Source organism: Bacteroidetes bacterium GWF2_43_63, assembly GCA_001769275.1.
GTDB lineage: Bacteria > Bacteroidota > Bacteroidia > Bacteroidales > DTU049 > GWF2-43-63.
In genome coordinates, this window is sequence record MEOQ01000044.1 from 1 (window position 1) to 18,162 (window position 18,162).

At 33.5% G+C, this 18,162-nt stretch carries 14 protein-coding genes; 3 read left to right on the plus strand and 11 right to left on the minus strand.

Going from position 1 to position 18,162, the window contains the following annotated elements; genetic code table 11:
• Positions 1-229: 229 nt before the first annotated feature.
• On the minus strand, positions 230-1,198 hold the full coding sequence (locus tag A2W93_07645; protein ID OFY53042.1) for a hypothetical protein: 969 nt from the start codon (positions 1,196-1,198) through the stop codon (positions 230-232).
• Between the two features lie 76 nt (positions 1,199-1,274).
• Between A2W93_07645 and A2W93_07650 the strand changes: the two genes are divergently transcribed.
• A complete protein-coding gene (locus A2W93_07650; GenBank protein ID OFY53043.1) occupies positions 1,275-1,643 on the plus strand; it encodes a hypothetical protein in 369 nt (122 codons plus the stop codon).
• 241 nt (positions 1,644-1,884) lie between these two features.
• On the opposite strand, the gene A2W93_07655 is transcribed toward A2W93_07650, so the two are convergent.
• From A2W93_07655 to A2W93_07700, 10 genes are all read right to left on the minus strand, one after another.
• Positions 1,885-3,060: a hypothetical protein gene (locus A2W93_07655; protein OFY53044.1), complete on the minus strand. Its 1,176-nt coding sequence runs from the start codon at positions 3,058-3,060 to the stop codon at positions 1,885-1,887.
• A gap of 482 nt (positions 3,061-3,542) precedes the next feature.
• The gene (locus A2W93_07660; GenBank protein OFY53045.1) at positions 3,543-4,568 is read right to left on the minus strand and encodes a hypothetical protein; all 1,026 of its coding nucleotides are present in this window, start codon (positions 4,566-4,568) and stop codon (positions 3,543-3,545) included.
• Positions 4,565-7,408, minus strand: a complete 2,844-nt coding sequence (locus A2W93_07665; protein OFY53046.1) for a hypothetical protein — start codon at positions 7,406-7,408, stop codon at positions 4,565-4,567. Before A2W93_07665 ends, A2W93_07660 begins: the two co-directional genes overlap by 4 nt.
• Positions 7,405-8,253: a hypothetical protein gene (locus A2W93_07670; protein ID OFY53047.1), complete on the minus strand. Its 849-nt coding sequence runs from the start codon at positions 8,251-8,253 to the stop codon at positions 7,405-7,407. The genes A2W93_07665 and A2W93_07670 overlap by 4 nt, the downstream gene beginning before the upstream one ends.
• Positions 8,225-11,572, minus strand: a complete 3,348-nt coding sequence (locus A2W93_07675; protein ID OFY53048.1) for a hypothetical protein — start codon at positions 11,570-11,572, stop codon at positions 8,225-8,227. Before A2W93_07675 ends, A2W93_07670 begins: the two co-directional genes overlap by 29 nt.
• Positions 11,556-12,221: a hypothetical protein gene (locus A2W93_07680; protein ID OFY53049.1), complete on the minus strand. Its 666-nt coding sequence runs from the start codon at positions 12,219-12,221 to the stop codon at positions 11,556-11,558. Before A2W93_07680 ends, A2W93_07675 begins: the two co-directional genes overlap by 17 nt.
• On the minus strand, positions 12,188-13,513 hold the full coding sequence (locus tag A2W93_07685) for a hypothetical protein (GenBank protein ID OFY53050.1): 1,326 nt from the start codon (positions 13,511-13,513) through the stop codon (positions 12,188-12,190). Before A2W93_07685 ends, A2W93_07680 begins: the two co-directional genes overlap by 34 nt.
• Positions 13,514-14,320: 807 nt before the next feature.
• On the minus strand, positions 14,321-14,911 hold the full coding sequence (locus A2W93_07690; protein ID OFY53051.1) for a hypothetical protein: 591 nt from the start codon (positions 14,909-14,911) through the stop codon (positions 14,321-14,323).
• A 17-nt stretch (positions 14,912-14,928) separates the two neighbouring features.
• The gene (locus tag A2W93_07695) at positions 14,929-15,633 is read right to left on the minus strand and encodes a hypothetical protein (GenBank protein OFY53052.1); all 705 of its coding nucleotides are present in this window, start codon (positions 15,631-15,633) and stop codon (positions 14,929-14,931) included.
• 65 nt (positions 15,634-15,698) lie between these two features.
• On the minus strand, positions 15,699-16,013 hold the full coding sequence (locus A2W93_07700) for a hypothetical protein (GenBank protein OFY53053.1): 315 nt from the start codon (positions 16,011-16,013) through the stop codon (positions 15,699-15,701).
• Positions 16,014-16,039: 26 nt separating this feature from the next.
• On the opposite strand from A2W93_07700, the gene A2W93_07705 reads away from it, so the two are divergent.
• Positions 16,040-16,621 (plus strand): hypothetical protein, encoded by a 582-nt coding sequence (locus tag A2W93_07705; protein ID OFY53054.1) that lies wholly within the window; start codon positions 16,040-16,042, stop codon positions 16,619-16,621.
• 89 nt (positions 16,622-16,710) lie between these two features.
• Positions 16,711-18,162, plus strand: a complete 1,452-nt coding sequence (locus tag A2W93_07710) for a hypothetical protein (GenBank protein OFY53055.1) — start codon at positions 16,711-16,713, stop codon at positions 18,160-18,162.

The following is an 18,162-nucleotide window of genomic DNA, read 5'->3' on the forward strand; positions in this document are numbered from 1 at the left end:
GTTCATTTTGCCTGAGTTTTTCTTTGATGTATTGAACATTTATCCGGGCCAGGTTATAGAGAAAATCTCTTATGGCCTGCACCTGATCGTCATTATATGTTTTGCCTTTTTCTTTCAGAAGTTCTCTGCATTCTTTTATGTTTAACATGGTTCCGGCTGATGCAGAACAATTCCGGTGTATCCGGTAAATGCTCCGTTTCGCTTATTGTCCGGTTTTTCCGGTATTGTTTCATTGGTCCAGTTTGATTTTTGAGGTAATGTTTGTAATCACAATGTTGCCATTCTCCGTCTTCATACTTATGTCCTGATATCCGCCCCTGATCAGAATTTCAGACAATCTTGCCTCGGCATGTATCTTTTTCTCCCTGGTCACTTCAATCAGATAGGGCTTCTGGTCTTTGAACCGTATGGTGATTGTTTTGGCCATGCCTTCGCGCAGTAGTGCCAGAATGTGGGTTTCATGCTCATTCAGGATTCTGTTGTCACGAACAAATTCAAAATAGTTTTTGTTCAGAATGAACTTTCTGAAAAATTTAAGCAGCGAAATTGTAATATACGACTCACGGTCAAAGCCGGTATCATCCATCAGTTTTTCATACACGGGGCTGTCTTTTTCGCTTTCAATCACTGGAATCACTGTTCCGTTCACGTCGATCAGCAATTTCACTTCTTCACGGTAAAGAATAAACTCATTGATAATGATGTTCAGGATATTGGTATAAACGGGCTCCTTCTGCTTTTCCTTGTCATCCAGATACTGCCGCATTGTTTCGATGAATTGTTTTTTGGATTGTTCATCCCGGATACGCAAAGTGTTCAGCCTTTTCAGCAAACTATTTTTTTCTTTAACCGTGATGCTTCGGAAATATTCTGAAAAATCAGTCGAGATCAACAGCGTTTGCCGGACCAGACTTATTTTAGGTAATGAAAACCCGAATTCACGAAGTTCCTTTATTATATTAATCCATATCAGCTCAACAAAACTGAACCGGTAAATGCTGTTCTCAATTCTGAGTCTGTTCGACATCAGTCCAAGATTTTTCCAGTTGTTCAAAATGCGTGAACTTACGCCCACATCACTTACCACAAAATCCTGCGAGAAATTCAGGTCGATGGTTCTGGCAAGTCCCTCCATGAGCGAAAAGGCATCTTCCGGTTCCATGATCGGGTCAAGATAAAATTTGCTGCTTTTTTTCATTAAAATTGTGACTTTACATAATATATCTTCAAAGATACGCCTTTTTACATTAGTGTAATACAAAGTTCTACATTCTTTGACGAACTTTTACAAGAATTCATTTCGTTTAACATTCTTCAGCACTATATATTTCCACAAAAAACCCTCCCCTATAAAGCGCAAACAAACGAAAAGTAAAGCAACAAGTGGAATAAAAATCTATAGTGAAACACGCGCCGAAACGGTGCGTTATACTGAGAAAATAGAAATCATGAAAAAGCTTGTCAAAACACAAAAAGAAATAGCCACCGAATACGGCGTATGCCGAAGCACGTTTCGCAAATGGCTCAAACCCATCGAAAATAAACTCAAACTCTCCCGCCGGCCACTGCTTGCATGGCAGGTGGCGATGATTTATGAGTTTTTGGATAAGCCAGATCCGGAGGTTTTGGGAGAATCGTTATGAATTATGAGGGAATAAGTGAAACTATTGTCCTAAATAAACAATTTGTACTTCGCAATTAAGGAAGCCTGGCTTTACTCACTTTTGGGGACAATCCCATTTTTTACCATCGATTGAAGCTTATACGTCAAAAATTAATGATAACTGCATGTTGTAAGTTTTAAAAGTGGATTATTCTGAGATTGTCAGTACGAATACATTTACGGAGAGAAACCACTCTATACAAGTCACTGCAATCGCAATGCTATGTGAAAAAATGTGACCATCCGTATTTGGTGGGATTTTCATTATAATCTTTTGGTAGATGACAATCCTTAAACATCTTGCCACTTCCACAAAAACACAAATCGGTTAGTTTCACATTACGTTCTCTCACTATAAACGATACATTTTCGTTTGCCTCTTTACTTGAATTCGCTGTCGTTTCTTTTGCATCGATAAATTCGTCCATTTTTTCCTTATAATCTTTCGGAATAGAAGAATTTATCCGTTTGAATTTTGGAGGCCAGTCAAAATGTTTTTTCCATAATTTATACGTTATTGAATCCGGTAATAGAGGTGGTTCGTTTTGAGTTCTTTCAATATCTTTTTTGTCATAAAGTGTTTTACGGTATTCGATAAGATTTTTTAAATCCTTTTTTAATTCCTGGCCATCAATAAAGTCTTGATTAGAATCAATAATATATGGAGCTAGGATTTTTTGAAATTTATCATTACTCGTAAATATCTTTGCAAACGGCAAATAATAGAAGTATTGTAAATCAAGCATATTGGTAGGACGGGTTCCGACTAAATCAAACCTTAATGCTAAATCAAACAGTATCTTTACTTTTCCACAATGGAGAGCATACGGCGAAAATACTTTTAGATTTTTACATTCTGATTGACTCCAACGATATAATATTTTTGATGCATCTTCATTAGTTATCCCAAACTCGGAAATGATAAATATTAAGATGTTGATTTGTTGCTTATCGTCAATTAAAATTTGATTTACGAATTCATTTAATTCATCTATATTCTTAAACTTTTCCTCAATTTCTATTTCAATTTTTAATGACTCCTTAAGGTTAACTAAAAGATCCTTTTCTGTTGTCGTGTCTCTCCAAATCTTAGCTAGTTCTGCTTCTGCCTCGATAAAATTTCCATCTCTCCAACGGCATAAAGCCCTTTCTTGTGGGGACTCTTTAAAATGAAACCCTATTTTACCTGATTCTGATTTTACTAATTGGGAGGAACCAAGTATTGGAAAATAGGTTAATGGTGTGTCTCCAGATATTAAGTCATTTACCAAAATTTCTCTATAAAAAATGCTAACTGCAGAATTATAAGGCAATAACTTGTTTGCAAAATCTTTAACTCTTTCACTTGCCGTTTTTGAACCATCAAAATCTTTTTTTAAATCCCCCAAAATCTCCATTGTTAAAATAGGAGTAATTGTTGGTCTATAATAATTATGTAATAAAATTATCTCCTCAAAGCTTAGAGACTGGAAAGTTGATTTGTCTATAATTATTGGTAGGCTCATTTACATTATTATTAGTAACCGTTAATGGATACGCATTCGTGAAGGATTTCATGACATAATACTGCCAACACAGCACTAATGTAAAATGGGAAAACCCGCCTAGAATTTTCCACCGTCACCCCGCATGACGCAAAACCGCTGTTACCAGCTGGCATTCTTGTCCACCGTGTCTGTAAACCATTGTCATTGTTTCTTTTTATTGTCATTGTTGTTTTAGTTTGTATGTCGGTGTTTTAATTATTTCAGAAGGGAAGGAGAAAATAATTGAATTTCTTCTTTGGTGGGGAAAAGAACACTCTTTGCCAAATTTTGGCTTGTGTGTTGGCTTGTGCGGCTTGATAATGTGTGTGCTTTTGTGCGATAACTTTTCATTGTTATTCAGAAAGGTTAATCATAATGTGATACATTTCAATATTATTTCCATGAACTGACTTGGCGACTTTTAAGTGGTTGACCTCATCAAATTTAGAAGATAAATCTTCAAAGTCCTTTGCAGTGTCAAAAACAAAGGTTGTAGTAAAAGCACTTGTTGAAACATCTTGTTTATAAGAAATCCAAGTTGTATCAAATGCTGTTATTGCTCCTTTGAAATAAATTATCATGTAGTATCTGTCAAGATTTTTGGCGTATGAAAATGATTTAAGCACATGCTTTTGCGTTGCGGTTTTATCCTTTCCTGTCAGAATTAAAGCTTCAAATAAGGCAATTGTGATGTTACCTGCTTCTATGGTAATGTCTGTTTCTCCTGCACTTTTGCCTGTTGGTGAACTTCCCTTTCTCGCTTGGTCATGAATACTCCAAGCCCAAATTTGAAATCTTAATTTAAGTGTAGCCAAAAGCAAGTCATTGTATCTATCTTCATGAGGAATTGTCTTTATGCCTTGAATTTTGTCAAGCAGCACTTTCGATGCCTGGACGATTTCATGCAAAATAAATTCGCTTAAAATTACTTTGTCATTTACAATGTCTGGTGTAGTTAATGGAAGGTCTTTAGCTTTTATACTTCTAATATTCACTAAACTTTTCTTTATGCTCTCTAATACTTCGGATGTTATTGAAGTGTCAATGATTGTTTGAACAATACTTGAAATTGGCGTTCCAGATTCGATTAAGTATTCCTTGGCTTTTTTGATATAATCAAAAGCCAGCTCATGTAAATCTCTCTCAACATAAAATTTGTAAACGGTTGGAATTATTTCTTCATCAAACAAATATCTTTTTGAAAGTTTGTTTACGGTTTGGTCAAACCTAACTGTGTCTTTTGAAGCAGCGAAAAAATAAAGATTGTTACTGGCAATTGGTTCTCCCAATTCAGAAAGCCCTTTTCTTTCCTCGTTAGTTAAGTTACTGACGAAGTTCTCCCACTCTTGATTTGCTTGGTTTAATAAAACTAGATTCATGATACTTCAATCGCTTTAAGGGTTTCTGCATGATAGAGATGAAAAGCATAACGAATGTTTTTTGTTTCATCTGTTAATAATGATTTCAAAATCAAAATGGCTTCATCATATTTTTTATCGTTGTAAATTTTGTAAAGAGCAATAAAGAATTTTTTAATGTTCTCCGCTTTCTTGTTTCCTCTTTGATGTTGGAATTCACCTTTGGGAATCGGCAGCTCAGAAAGCTTTTTAAAATCCTTTTCCTTGAATGCTAAAAGTAGATTTACTTCAAACAAAAAATAATTTGTCTGCTCGTCATTGTGCTTGACATGTTTAAAGTGATTTTGAATTCTTTCTATCAATGGTTTTGCTAACTCCCAATGATTGGCAGAATTAACTGCTTCCACTAAAGCGTATTGTAATTCTGTAGTTGTAAAACTATTTTCAATAAAATCTTCAATTTTCACTTCGCTTATTCGTTTCGAAATAATGTCACGGAGTTCTTTTGAATCCAAAATATTTAAGGCCGTCAACATTCTTCCTGTATCCGAGCTATGAAAGAAAAAATCTTGAACAAATTGATTTTGCTCCTTTCCATTGAAGTAATTGATACTTCTATAAAGTAATGATGTCAGATGCTGGTAATACATGTCATATCCAAATACGCTGAACATTTCATTAAACACATCTATCCTACCTTGGGGTATGTCCTCAATAGAAAACTTTAATGAAAATTCTTTTATCCATTTTTCAAGTTTATCTAATGTGGTTTTTACAGGTAATCCATCAATTTCAAGTAAATCTCCTTTTTGGTTGATAGAGATGAAACCAAGCATCAATGATTTCAAGTATAGTTTTATCTTTTCAAATTGTTCTTTGTTTTGCTCATCATATTTGTTTCCAGTAGTATTAAAGTTTAATGCAGTAGTAAAATTATCAGTGAGATTTTGAAGGACATCATTTTTTTCAAAATGCAAATACAAGTAGCCCCAATCAATAATCTCAAAACCAAAATCATTCATTCCTCTTTTTACTTTTCTTTTTTCTATCCCTGATTTAATGTAACCCTGAACATCAATTTCTATTTGTGAGTAAAATTCGGATAGATAGATTCCCAATAAAGAAACTAAATCCCTTGTGGCACTTTCATTATTTTCCTTTTGTTTTTTTAATAATTCACTTTCAGAAATGCGAAGATTACTAAGTCTCAAAACTTCAATTGATAAATCAGTAAGTCCCGATTTCAGATGCAAGAACTCTGTGTGATTTGGTTTTATCGCCTCAAATTTTCTTTTTAAGTAATTGATAATATGAGGTAACAGAGAACTAACTACTCTTGGTTTGATTGGTGGACTTGGATAGATATTAGCATTTACAATTCTCTTGTTGCTTAACTTCTTTAAAACTCCATCATAGCGTTTCCTTAATGAATTATGATTGATGATACTGTTACTATTATTGGTATTTATGCTGAACACTTTTTCAGCTAAGTCAATTAGAATTTTTGCAATGAGTTCTCCCCTTTCAATATCGTCAGATGCAGTTGAAGCAAGTTGTTCAAATGTGAAATCAAACATCTCATTCCACAACTGATTTTTCATTTCACAACTTTCTTCAAATTTTCGGTCGTTGTTTGATTGCTCTGATAAAACAACGTTGTCAATTTCAATTTTGTCAATCAACCTGAAAGCAATAGGAATTAATTCCGTATCAGTTAGTAGGTAGGGGATTACAAAAGAAAATTCTCTTTGAATGTCACAGTATAATGTCCAAAGCAAAAATGGTCTTGAAGTATCATTTAGGATCCTTAAAACATTTTCATACTTTGTTGGGTGCTTAGTGTCATTTGCAACAATTATCCGAAGTAGCGAATGGCAGTAACTTCTTGTTCTTTGATAGTCAAATGCATTATGAAACTGCCATTTGTGATAATTTACACTCTCAATAAAATCTAAAGCACTTTCATAATTGAATTCAACAACTGGAATTTCTGTTTTAATATCAATGTGCTGATAGCTATTGGCATCAAGCCAAATTTTATTAAACTCATCAGGGGACTTTAGTAAATCTCCCTCTGAATTTAATAACGATGCAGCAAGTTCACAAATCTTTGATGTGTTTTTATGACTTAGAAAGCTATCTACATCATCAACCCAAATTTCTGCCCCATGAATGTATTTGAAATAAATCCTAAATTCTTTAAGTGTTGCTTCTTCACCGCCAAGAATTAACCAAAGGGTAGAAGCTATTTCATTTCTTAAATGCCTTGAATACTCATTGCCTTTCCAATAATACAATCCACTTTTAGAATCAAGTCCTAGAATATCTCTTTCAACAAGGCCTTCTTTTGTTACTCCATGTGAAAATTGTTTATTTAAAACATTTTCCAATTTCGATTTCGAAATTGTGAGTTTGGACTCTACGAAACACCTTTGATAATAAATTTGCAAACAGCGGATTAAATCAGTTTTATCAGCAGGAATTTCTATTGGCTTACTTTCTTTTTCATAATAACCAACTTGCCACACAAAATGTCGAACTAATTCAGGCATTACAACTTCTTCCGCAACTGTTCTTATCCAATTTGCTTTTTCAAATTCCTCAAATGTTAATGAGGTATTGTTTGCATTGTTGTATTCTTTAATTATTTCAACAAAGACATTCTTACTTCTTTCAAAAAAATTCAAATTGAGAATAATGTGAGTGAGAACTAACGAAAGATTGAATTGCAGATTTGCAGATTTCACATTTTGGTCAATGTAATCCTTATAGGAATTATTATTCAGAGCTAAATACTTCAGTCGTTCGCTTAATGACTTTAATTTTCCTTCTGTCGAGTATGAAATTTGAAGCTGCATCATCTTCTCAATAATTCGTGATTTATACTTTCTTCTTCAATCCATTTCTCAGGAATGAGTTTTGCCAAAAGTTCCTTTGCATATTTGGGGAAAAGCGAATAGTCAATTTCGGTTTTCCATTCTCTAATCTTGTCTAATGTTTTAATTGGCTGTTGAGGAACGAGTATTTCAATTTTGGGAAAATAGATTCTTTTAATACTTTGGTAAATTTCAATTCCTCTGTTGTCCCAATCGCACAAATAATAAAATGGGATTTCAGGTTCAATAACGTAGTGTAATTTAGCGGTATTTCTTCCTCCTACATACCAAAGTTCTACATCATACAATCTTTCTTTTTTGATTTGATTGTCATTTTCACATAGAATTATTGTCTTGGGAATTCTGCTCTTGCAATGCAGTATTTTTAAATACTGTTGGTCGTGTTCGTCAATCGGTAATTCATTTATTTCTAAAACACTTAAAACAGCATTGTATAACTTGCTTGATTTGGTTAAGTATTTTGCACTGTCAAAGTAAAGCGTTGAAATCTCTTTTTGACTTTTGCTTGAATCTAAAATTTGTTCTCTGGTTTGCTCAATTTTTAAAAGTGCGTTTAGTTCTGATTCTTCAAAATTTGTATCATTGAGATTATATCTTTCAATGAGTTCTGAATAATTTCTAAACTTTTCTTGCAAATTTTCAGAATAGAAACTGTCATAATAATTTGTTTTGGAAATTGTTTTTTTATTTTCAATAATTACATATTCCATCTCCAAAATCCTTTTACCCAAAGGAACACCAAGTAACTCATTTGAGGTTTCCCCCTCTTTATAAAGTTGATTAAGTTGTTTTAATGCTTTCCACTTCATTTTGTTCTTGTATATGTTTATCAAGTTCAACCTTTCTGAATTTCGTTTTAAAGAAACTCATTGGTGTATAGTTTCGGTCTTTGTCTTGCTTACCTTTAACAAGCATATGCAAATACCATTCATCATTGGTGTATGAGCCAAACGGTTTTGGAGTCATTGTCAATAACTGATATCCAAATTGTTTAGCTATGTCAGGGAAAATATTAAAATTAGTGTCGTCAATATTTGAAAGTTCTTCAATGATGATGAATTTTACTCCTTGATTTATTTCTTGATACTTTTGAACTATTGACAACCTTCCAATGCAAAGAAGTGCTAAAGCTGTGTATGCTTGTCCGCCACTTCCAGTATTCTTTTTCCCTTTTTCATCTTCCATTCTAACCTTTAATGAAAAATAAAATTTTGGATTAAGAAGTTGAGATGTGTCAGCATTCACCGAACCATAAAACTTCTTCGCAATATTTCGTATCAGATTTTCAGGAGTATTTTCATTAGAAGGAAAATCTTCTGGAAGGGTAAACAAGTCAGCACCTTCTTTATGAACTCTGCCTCTTGCTTTCATCTTTTCAATCCAGTCAATATTTATGTCTTTACGTGATTCAAATCCAACTTTAAATTGGAACGCATCACTAACTTTATTTTTCTCAAAGAAGAAATTCAACCTTCGGACAGTATCCTCATATGTTTTATATTGTTTTTCGACTAGTCCAAAAACATTTGTAAGAATCTTTAATTGTAATTCTCCTAAAGTAAGGAGTTGTGTGTTAAGTTGATTAAGTTCTTTAGTCAAGCCGCTTAAACCTATTTTCCCACACAATACATTTTCTAATGTTTGATAGCTATAATAAGAAATGCCATTCCCATCATACAGTTCAGGATTTTTCTTTTCTGGTTTTGATTCATCAAATGTTGCAGCTACGGTCATGTATTCCTGCTGATACATTTTTTCTGAGCTGTCAAATTCTTCTTTGAATATGTAAACGGTTTCTTCTGTTATATCACCTAATGTTAGAAGTTCATCAAATTGCAAATCGGTTTGTTCTTCAAGATTTCGTTTTGCAATATTGAAATTAGATTCCGAAGATTCTTTAGCCAATTTCAAGGAATAAGTTTGACTTTTTGCATTATTGAATGCAGAAAGTGAATCATCTCGTTTTTTCTTTGTTGATTGTCTAATTTTTTCTGCTTGTCTGATTTCTTTTTCTCTTTCATCCCTCATTTCAACAAGTTGCTCTTTGCTGATTTCCTTAATATTCAAACCTGTTTTATCAATTGGCTGTTGTAGTTCAGATTTTAACTCATTGATGTCGGTAAGTAAAGGTGTTAGAACTTTAGTGTTTTCTTTTAATGAAGATTCAATTCTATCTGTTTTCTTAATGATGTCGGTAATTTTATCGTCTAACTCTTTAGATTCTTCAATAAGTGTTTTCAATTTTGAAAAAGAATCAAAATTATCTTCAATGAATTGAATATTTTCTTCCGTTAAAAATTTAACTATTTCAAATTCTTCAATTTGTGAACGGTTAATGTAAATGTCAATAAGTTCTTGATTTAATCCGATTTGTATAAGACCTGCATTTAATTCCCTGTTTTCACGAAGTTCCCTTTCATATACTATAATTTCATTTCTGATAACTTCTCTATCACTTTCAATAGCCTTTTCTAATTTGTCTTTATCGTTGAATAGTTGTTTAGGGACTAACTCAAAATACTCTGAAACTTCGCCAAGAACAATCCAAATTCCGTTTCCGTCCCTTTCGTATGAATTTAGCAATGCTTTGGGATTCAAAGAAAATTTGTTGCCGTTTTTTGCTTCAATCTTCTTTATGTAAATTTCTTTGAACGCCATTAAAACGGTTTCCTGTTCAATTGTCAATGCTGATTTCTGCTTAACAGCCCAATGAAAAATTGAATCGGGATTTTTTCCTTCATACAAGGTTAATATCTCCTTCAAGGTTTCAATTTTTTCCTGTAAGAATAAGTTACGCTGATTGTAGTATTCATATGCAGATTCGCAACCATCAATCCACTTTGAAGTTTCAAATTTCTTGTAATGACTGCACGTTCTTAATTGGTTTAATTTAGATTTTTGTTGTTTTACTTTTTCCTGATTATCAAAAGCTGACTTAATCAAATCAAGTGTTTTAAATTGTTCTATTACCGAAGAAAGATTTTCTAAACGTTTGTTGAACTCTTTATTTTTATCAAGTTGTAATTTAAGTTTCTCAATATTTTGTTTTCCTGCTTCTGGTTGTTCATCTTCGAGCTTGCTTCGTATTTCATTACAAATTTCTTTTTGCTCAATCATTTTAGCATACGATTCTCTGCATTGTGTTTCATAAGTTCCTTTTGCATTGTTGTATTCGTCAAATGCCTTGTTTTTTATCTTTTCATTTTCTTCAAACGCTTTTGTTCCTTCTAGTTTATTCTTAAATAGCAAATGTGCATTTTTTGAAAAATAACTCTCTTTTGCTTTTACATAGGTTTCGTGATTTCCTTTCAGGTGTTCTAAAAGTTCCTGTTTCCTTTCCCAAATTTTAATTTCTTGGTCGGCACGATGAAAATTTCGGATATGCTGATTTAAAATTTCCTTCTGATTGTCAAAAGTTGTTTTTATGTCTTCATCATCTTCAAATAGGAAATTTTGCAAACTTCTTGAGTCTGTAATTTTTAGTGTCTTCGCTTTTGCAAATGACTGTAATACCTTTGCAAATGATTTTAAGTTTGCTTCTTTCGTTAAGTCAAAAGGTAAAATATGATTTTTGAATAGCAACTCAAAATATTCATTCACTTGCTCTCTTTGAAAGAAATCTTTTAAATAAATGTCGTGCTTCTTTTTAAGGTTTCTTTTAAGTTCAGTTAAATCATAAATGTGTAAGTTTTCCGCAATGAAATCTTCTGAATTTAGAGGTTGTTCAAAAGGCTTAAGAGCTACTTTTTTGTTCTCAAAATCATCTCCTTTCTGAACAATGAAAGGTCTTACGGGAACTCGTGATGTTCTCGGAATTAAAATACCTATTGTTATAAATTTCCCTTTTGATTTTTCAATATTTAAAAAACAATATGCGTGGCTTATCCAATCTCTTTCCAACGGAATTGTTTCAATTTTTCTATCGTCTTTGTCTAAGCCCTCTGTTCCAGGCTTCCATTCATCCCTAAGGGGAATAAATATTAATTGCAACAAATCAGCAATAAGCGATTTGCCTAAGCCGTTGTTGCCCGTAAAATCAGTTCTGACATCATGCAACAAATAGTCAGCATTTTCATGCTGACGAACGCCTACGGTTGATATGGAATATATCTTAGGATAACTGCTCATTGTTCAAATACTCTTCAATAGATTCTAAATTGTCAATTACATCTCCATATAATTTGCTTATTCGTTCAATACTTGGCAAAACTTCAAATTGGATTTCTTCTTGATTTTTGAAAACAATCCATCCCAATTTTTCAAAGTCGGAAAGGATTCTTCTGACTTTATCTTTTACCTCTTGTTCTTCTCTTGGCGTGTAATTTTGTTTCACTTTGCTAAAAAGAATATTTTGCCAAAGTTCTTTATGTTCTCCTTCTTTAAAAATTTGTTCAAGTTCTTGCCAAGTAAATTCTTTCTGTTCAAAAAATCTCTCTTTGTAAAGGTTCAAAAAAAGAATAGCAAAAATCACTTTATCATCTTCTAATTCTTTGCTTCGGTTTTCTTTCCCAAATTTTCCTTTTCCGTCATCTGGGAAATCTAAATAATAGAATTTACCGTTATCACTTTTATCACTTACTAAGTTCATTCCGAAGAATTGTTTGTAATAATCTTCAAGTCCTTTATCGTAAAATTCGTCTATGAAAGAAAATAAACGAATGTCCGTTCCAAAATCTTGAATATGTCTCCCTTGCTTTAATGCAATGTCTGCATCTGCAAAGTATTTTGTTGCTTGTTCCGAATTTAAGAACGGATAGTTTGCATTTGCATTCTCCATAATGTTATGTCGTTTTTATTTTTTGTTACTTCTTCTTTTTGGATAGATATTGCTTTTTGGTCTGATTGATTATGTTCTTCAATTAAACCGAAGCATACCTGAATAGGCACTTCAAGATTATTTTCTTGTTCAACGATTTTGTCAAACCATTCGTCAAATTCAATTTTAAATCCCGATTCTATTTCAGTATTCATTTTATCTAACCATTTTGCAGTTGCTTCCTGAATTTCAAGCAATGCAAGACCTTTTCTTCTTTCAGATTGTTCGTGATGTTTGTCGTATTCTTGTTGTTGTGGTTCAGCTTTAGCATAAAACTGAAAATCAACTTTAGGTATTGCGATAAATTTTACAGGAATAAACGGCAAATATTTTCTTTGGAAAACATCAGGAAGCTCTATTTCTCCTTTTTCGTTTCTACTGTATTTAAGCATGAGCAAAAGCAATTTTTCAATTTTGATTTTAAAAAGTTGCTTATGTTTCAACGTGTCAAGTAAATTTCTTAGCCGTTTTGAAGCAAGTTGGATTTTATCGTTAATGACCATAATCCTTCTGTCAATACTGCCAAAAAAATATTCAACTTCATTTTGCATTCTTGAAAATTCATCAAATGTTTCTTCATCTGTTGCAAAATGTTCTTTTACTGACTTTATTTTACTTAAAGTGTCATTCTTATAGTCAATGGTGTTTATTATGCCCGTTGTTTGCTTTTCAAGCAAGGTGAAAATTTCCATATAAGAGTTAATTTGCTCTTTTGGATTCTCAGTTTCGGTTTTCAAAAGTGTGCTTAGTTCGTTTATTCTATCCGCTACTTCATTGTTTAATTTTTCTGTATGTGAGTATATTTCTTTCCTTGCAGGTTGAAAATTAATTCTGAACCAGTAGCTAAATTTTTCAATGCTAGACAAATCATCATCAACTATTGGTAGTGTTCGTTTGAATACATGAAACAACTCTAACTTTTTTATTTCAGGTTGGACTTCTTGAATTAGAAGTTTACAAAACTCCTTTGCAAAAACCGTTAAATGAATTTGATATTTGTTTCCAACTCTTTCGGTAATGTAAAAATGATTACTTAGTTTTTTGGATAGGTTTTCTTTATTCTTTTCTGTTGTAATGTTTAGAAATTCCACAACATCGTCTATGGTATCATCGAGGTCTTTTTGTTCGAAATCTTCATTAATGTAGCCCTTTTCTATTTTTTGGTGTAGCCAAACGATAAGCAATAAAGATTCCTTTTGCGGAATCAAGTCTGCATAACTTTTATTAAGTGATATGATTAAATCTTTATCCATGTTCAGTTCACTAATATAAGTTTATTGCGGAATAGAGCAGTGTGGAAAAATGGCTCTTTTGCTTTTGGCGAAGGATCGGCTTGTGTGGTCGGGACAAAAGCAAATGTGCCATTTGTGCAGTGGCAATAGAAATTCAATTTTATTTGTGCGGTGGGGAAAAAAATTAAATACAGAAGGGTTGGCAATGAGTGTCGGTTTACTCGTTGTCCGATATTATGATTGTTTCTATGTCTGCGTTCACCTGTCAAAATGGTTTACTTTTTTTGTTTACGTTCGTCTTTGTCTGCTGTGTCGTGTGGTCCTACGCTTGCTGGCAACTCCCTTATAACCCAACCTCTATCCCTGAAAAAGTAAGGTTATTCACCCAAAAATGGCTGGATAACCTTTCCTATCCCCAAAAAAGATGGGGCTGTTGTCTCCCTCAAAGATATCCAAGCCATATCCCCCCTCCTACAAATCTTTCCACTCCAAATATACAGAATTTTGTTAAAAGATGAATTTATATCGAAAATATTTTGAAATTTATTAGATGAGTTTGATGAAAAGTTGATTAAATGAAGGATTTAGCTGGCTTTGCATTTTGCAACACTCATTCAATCGGAACTGCAGAATTGAATATTGTTGATTTATGCTTATTGTGCAGGCTTGAAAAGAATGTAGAAAACCACATATGTTGCAAAGAAGCATTCGGTATGGAAAAAAATGAAAAGATCGGTTCAGATTGTAGACACAGATTGGATAAATGTTTAATCAGTTGTATTAATAAGAACTGGCTTTCGCGGGTATCCGCTTTGAAGGGCGTTGAACTCAACAGCTACTGGTCTGGTCAGGGGGGTGCGATTTTACTTTCATTATTGCAGTCCTGCTTAAAAATATTCCCGGCCGCCTGCAGCATTCAAAGCCAATATTTTCCAACTTTTGAATTATCGTTTTGAAAGTGGATTTTGAGACATGGAATTTTTGTTCTGAAATAAAGATTAAGGTTCCTGGCTTAATTATGTTGTGAAGATCATCAATAATACTATCGATGTGTTTCATTTCGTGAAAAGCATAAAACGCAAAAATAAAATCGAATTTCTCTGTCAAATTGAGCGTGTTTTCCGAATTGTGATGAACTCGAATCCGTTCCCTGAATTCGCTGCTATGCAATTTACGTTTTAAAATATCAAGCATTCCCTTTTGCACATCACAGGCTACAACCATACCTTTGTTTCCAACCAGTTTTGCAATCTCCAAAGTAAAGTACCCAGTGCCGCAACCTAAGTCAAGGACCGTCATTCCCGGGCAAATATAATTTCTCAATATTTTTTCCGGATTTTGCAGCAATAACCGGAATCGGCTTTCCAAGGCACTGGTCTTTTCTAAAGAGTGTAAATGTGTTTTGGGGAAAGTATACATTTTTCAGATTTGTTGCACTACTTTTCCATGGCATTTTCCACTACAGGTTTGTCATATTTTTTAAACCAAATACAAACAAGAATCATAGAACCGATAAGAAGAAATGCATTTGCAATGGCAACAATCAATGTAATAATCAATGGTAACGGGAAAAGCGGATCTGTAAAAACAATAATTCCGGTGAGCCCGGCAAAAAGGAATGACCATCTTATTCTTTTTGAAAGTTTGTCGCCTGAAAAAAACTTAGATGTAAAAATCAATGACAAACTCATAAATAAATAGCCAACTCCCTCCATTGCACCGGGAATGGAATGAGGATACGGTGAGGCAAAGAGCAGCAATGAAAGGCCCTCCGTTGTTTGATGAGTAAGGTTATATTCGACCACAACCATTTGAATGTAATAACATGTGCTAAGAATAACTGTATACGCAATAGCAAATATTACAGCAAGCATTTCCCAGGCTTTATTTTCACGTGAAGCAAGGGTATAGATACAAACAATGGTTATTAAAAAACAAATGGTAAGCAAAAAGCAAGGAACTACCCATGCTAAAAAAGGTGCAGGATTAAAAGTTTCTGCATACGCCTGCATACCGGGCCATGGTGCATGCAACGTTGTCTGATAAAGTCCAAATGCTATAGAAAACCATATTAAAGAAACAACGGTTAAAACAGCTGACCAGAATCCTAGTTTATGAGTCGTTTTGTCATGTGATGTCATGTGCTGGGTATTTGTTAAAATTGTTAGTTTTTGAAATCAACGCATATCTATATCAAGCCTAAAGTCTATGAATTTTCCTTATAGTTGCAACAAAAATACGAAAAAATGATTGAAAGCTTTTTTGAACGCGTTATGGTTGCATTATCACTAAATAAACCCGGAATACTAATTTTGGTTTTCTCAAAAACACCTGATGCAATAACCATAATAGAAGGACAATTCAAGTTGCTTTCTTTTAGCTGGCTTTTAGCCGTAGCTTTTTTCGTAGTTTTGTCAGTGACTGTTTTGGGATTGAGAAAAACAGGCTCGGGTCTTTGCAATTGAGTATTAATAGATTCTGCTGGTTTTATGGGGTTTAAATCTGTATAAAATAAAAGCACTAATTTTGCAGTCTGATAAATATAATATGAATAACAAAGATGTAAGGAATTCAATAATTGAGTCTGCAACTACTTTTTTCTCGAAGTTTGGTTTTCAAAAAACCACTATGGATGAAATCGCCAAAAACCTTCATAAGGCAAAAGGGGTCTTGTACTATTATTTTAAAAGCAAGGAAGAGCTTTATAGCGAAGTACTACGAAAAGAGCTTAATGAAGTAAGAATGGAGTTAGCAAAAATTATTGATTCTGATTTATGTTCATTAAAAAAAATGGAGTCATATTTTCTGGTGAGGTTCAAACTTTTAAACAGAGCGACTCATTACCATGAGACTTTGAGAGCAGATTTTTTTGAAAGATACCATTTTGTACAGCCCGTCAGGGATGATTTTGAATCATTTGACAGGGAATGTATTACAGTCGTGCTTAGGCAAGGTATTATGGAAAATGATATTTCAATCAATAATGTACCGGCAGCTGTTGATTTATTTATTATGGTTATGAAAGGGTTGGAGGTTCCCTTGTTTCTGCAAAAAAAATATGATGAATATGAAAATACAATAATTGAGTTATCTACAGTGATAATCAACGGATTACAGAATTCTAAGTAATTTCACGTTGTTATTTTTTTCCTATTTATTGACCAATAAACAATATTGGTCAAATTGTATTGTTATTTTTGCACCAAAATGAATATGTCATGATTGAAAAGCAAATTTTACTTGTTTTATATGCCCTGAAAGTAATACCTATGGGCAAAAAACTTTCACTGGATCTTCTTGATACTCTTGTTAATAAGAAGATTATGTTTGACAGGGTTGAACCTTTCACTGAAGAAATGGCTAAAGACAGATACTACGCCGTAAGAGCGATGTATTCTCATCTATTTGTTAATTATTCAAAAGGATTGGTCTCAAAAGCTGTACTTGCCCGATTGATTAAAACGCTTGTAGAATCAGTAATGTTTAAAGGAAACGGATCAAAAAAAACAAGAGATGCATATTTTAACAGAAACTCATCGCGACCTCCATCTCTTGCAGTGATTTCACCAACTCAAAAATGCAATCTTAATTGCACAGGCTGTTATGCATCCTCAGATTCAAAGAAATGCAATTCAATAGATCATTTCACTCTCGAAAAAGTAGTCAATCAATTATATAATGGAATGGGAATGCGTTTTTTTGTCATTTCAGGAGGAGAACCTTTATTGTACAACAGCGAAGGGTACACAATATTTGATCTGGCAAAAAATTTTCAGGATTGCTTTTTTCTGGTTTTTACGAACGGAACATTAATTACTAAATCAGTCGCAAAAAAAATCGCCGAATGTGGAAATATCACCCCTGCAATCTCAGTAGAAGGTTATAGAGATGAAACAGATGCAAGAAGAGGCTTTGGGGCATTTGCAAAAATTCTTGAGGCCTTCACAAATCTGAGAGAAGCAGGGGTCCCTTTCGGTGTTTCCGTAACTGCAACAAAAAAGAACATTAATCTGTTAACCAGCGATTTGTTTTATAATTACTATTTCAAGGAAATAGGGGCAACCTATATGTGGTCATTTCAGCTGATGCCAATTGGAAGAGCAACAGCCACAGAGTTAATGGTCACGCCTTCACAAAGAGTTGCTTTGTTTAAAAAACAAAGAGAGATCCTGATTGATAAAAAATATTTTGTGGCTGATTTTTGGAACAGCGCAGTTATGTCACGTGGCTGTATAGCCTGTGGATCGCCCAGCGGGTATTTCCATATAGACTGGGATGGGAATATTATGCCTTGTGTATTTGTTCCCTATTATCAGGACAACATTTACAATTTGTTCAAAAATGGTAAAACCATTGAAGACGCCATGAATTCAAAACTCTTCAGAGCCGGGCGCGAACTACAATACAAAATCAAACACGATTGCGGCAGAATAGGAAATCTTTTAATGCCATGCATTTACAGGGATCACCACAAAGAGTTTATTTCAGTAATTGACAGCCTTGACAAAATTTGCTGCGAAAATGCAGAAGCTGAAGAAGCCCTGACAAGTTCCGAATATCACAAAAGACTTGAAGATTTTGATGGTGAACTGAAAAATCTGACGGCAGATATCTGGGAAGATGTATACCTGAAAAATAAATCAATAAAATCAAAATGCTGTAAAAACTAG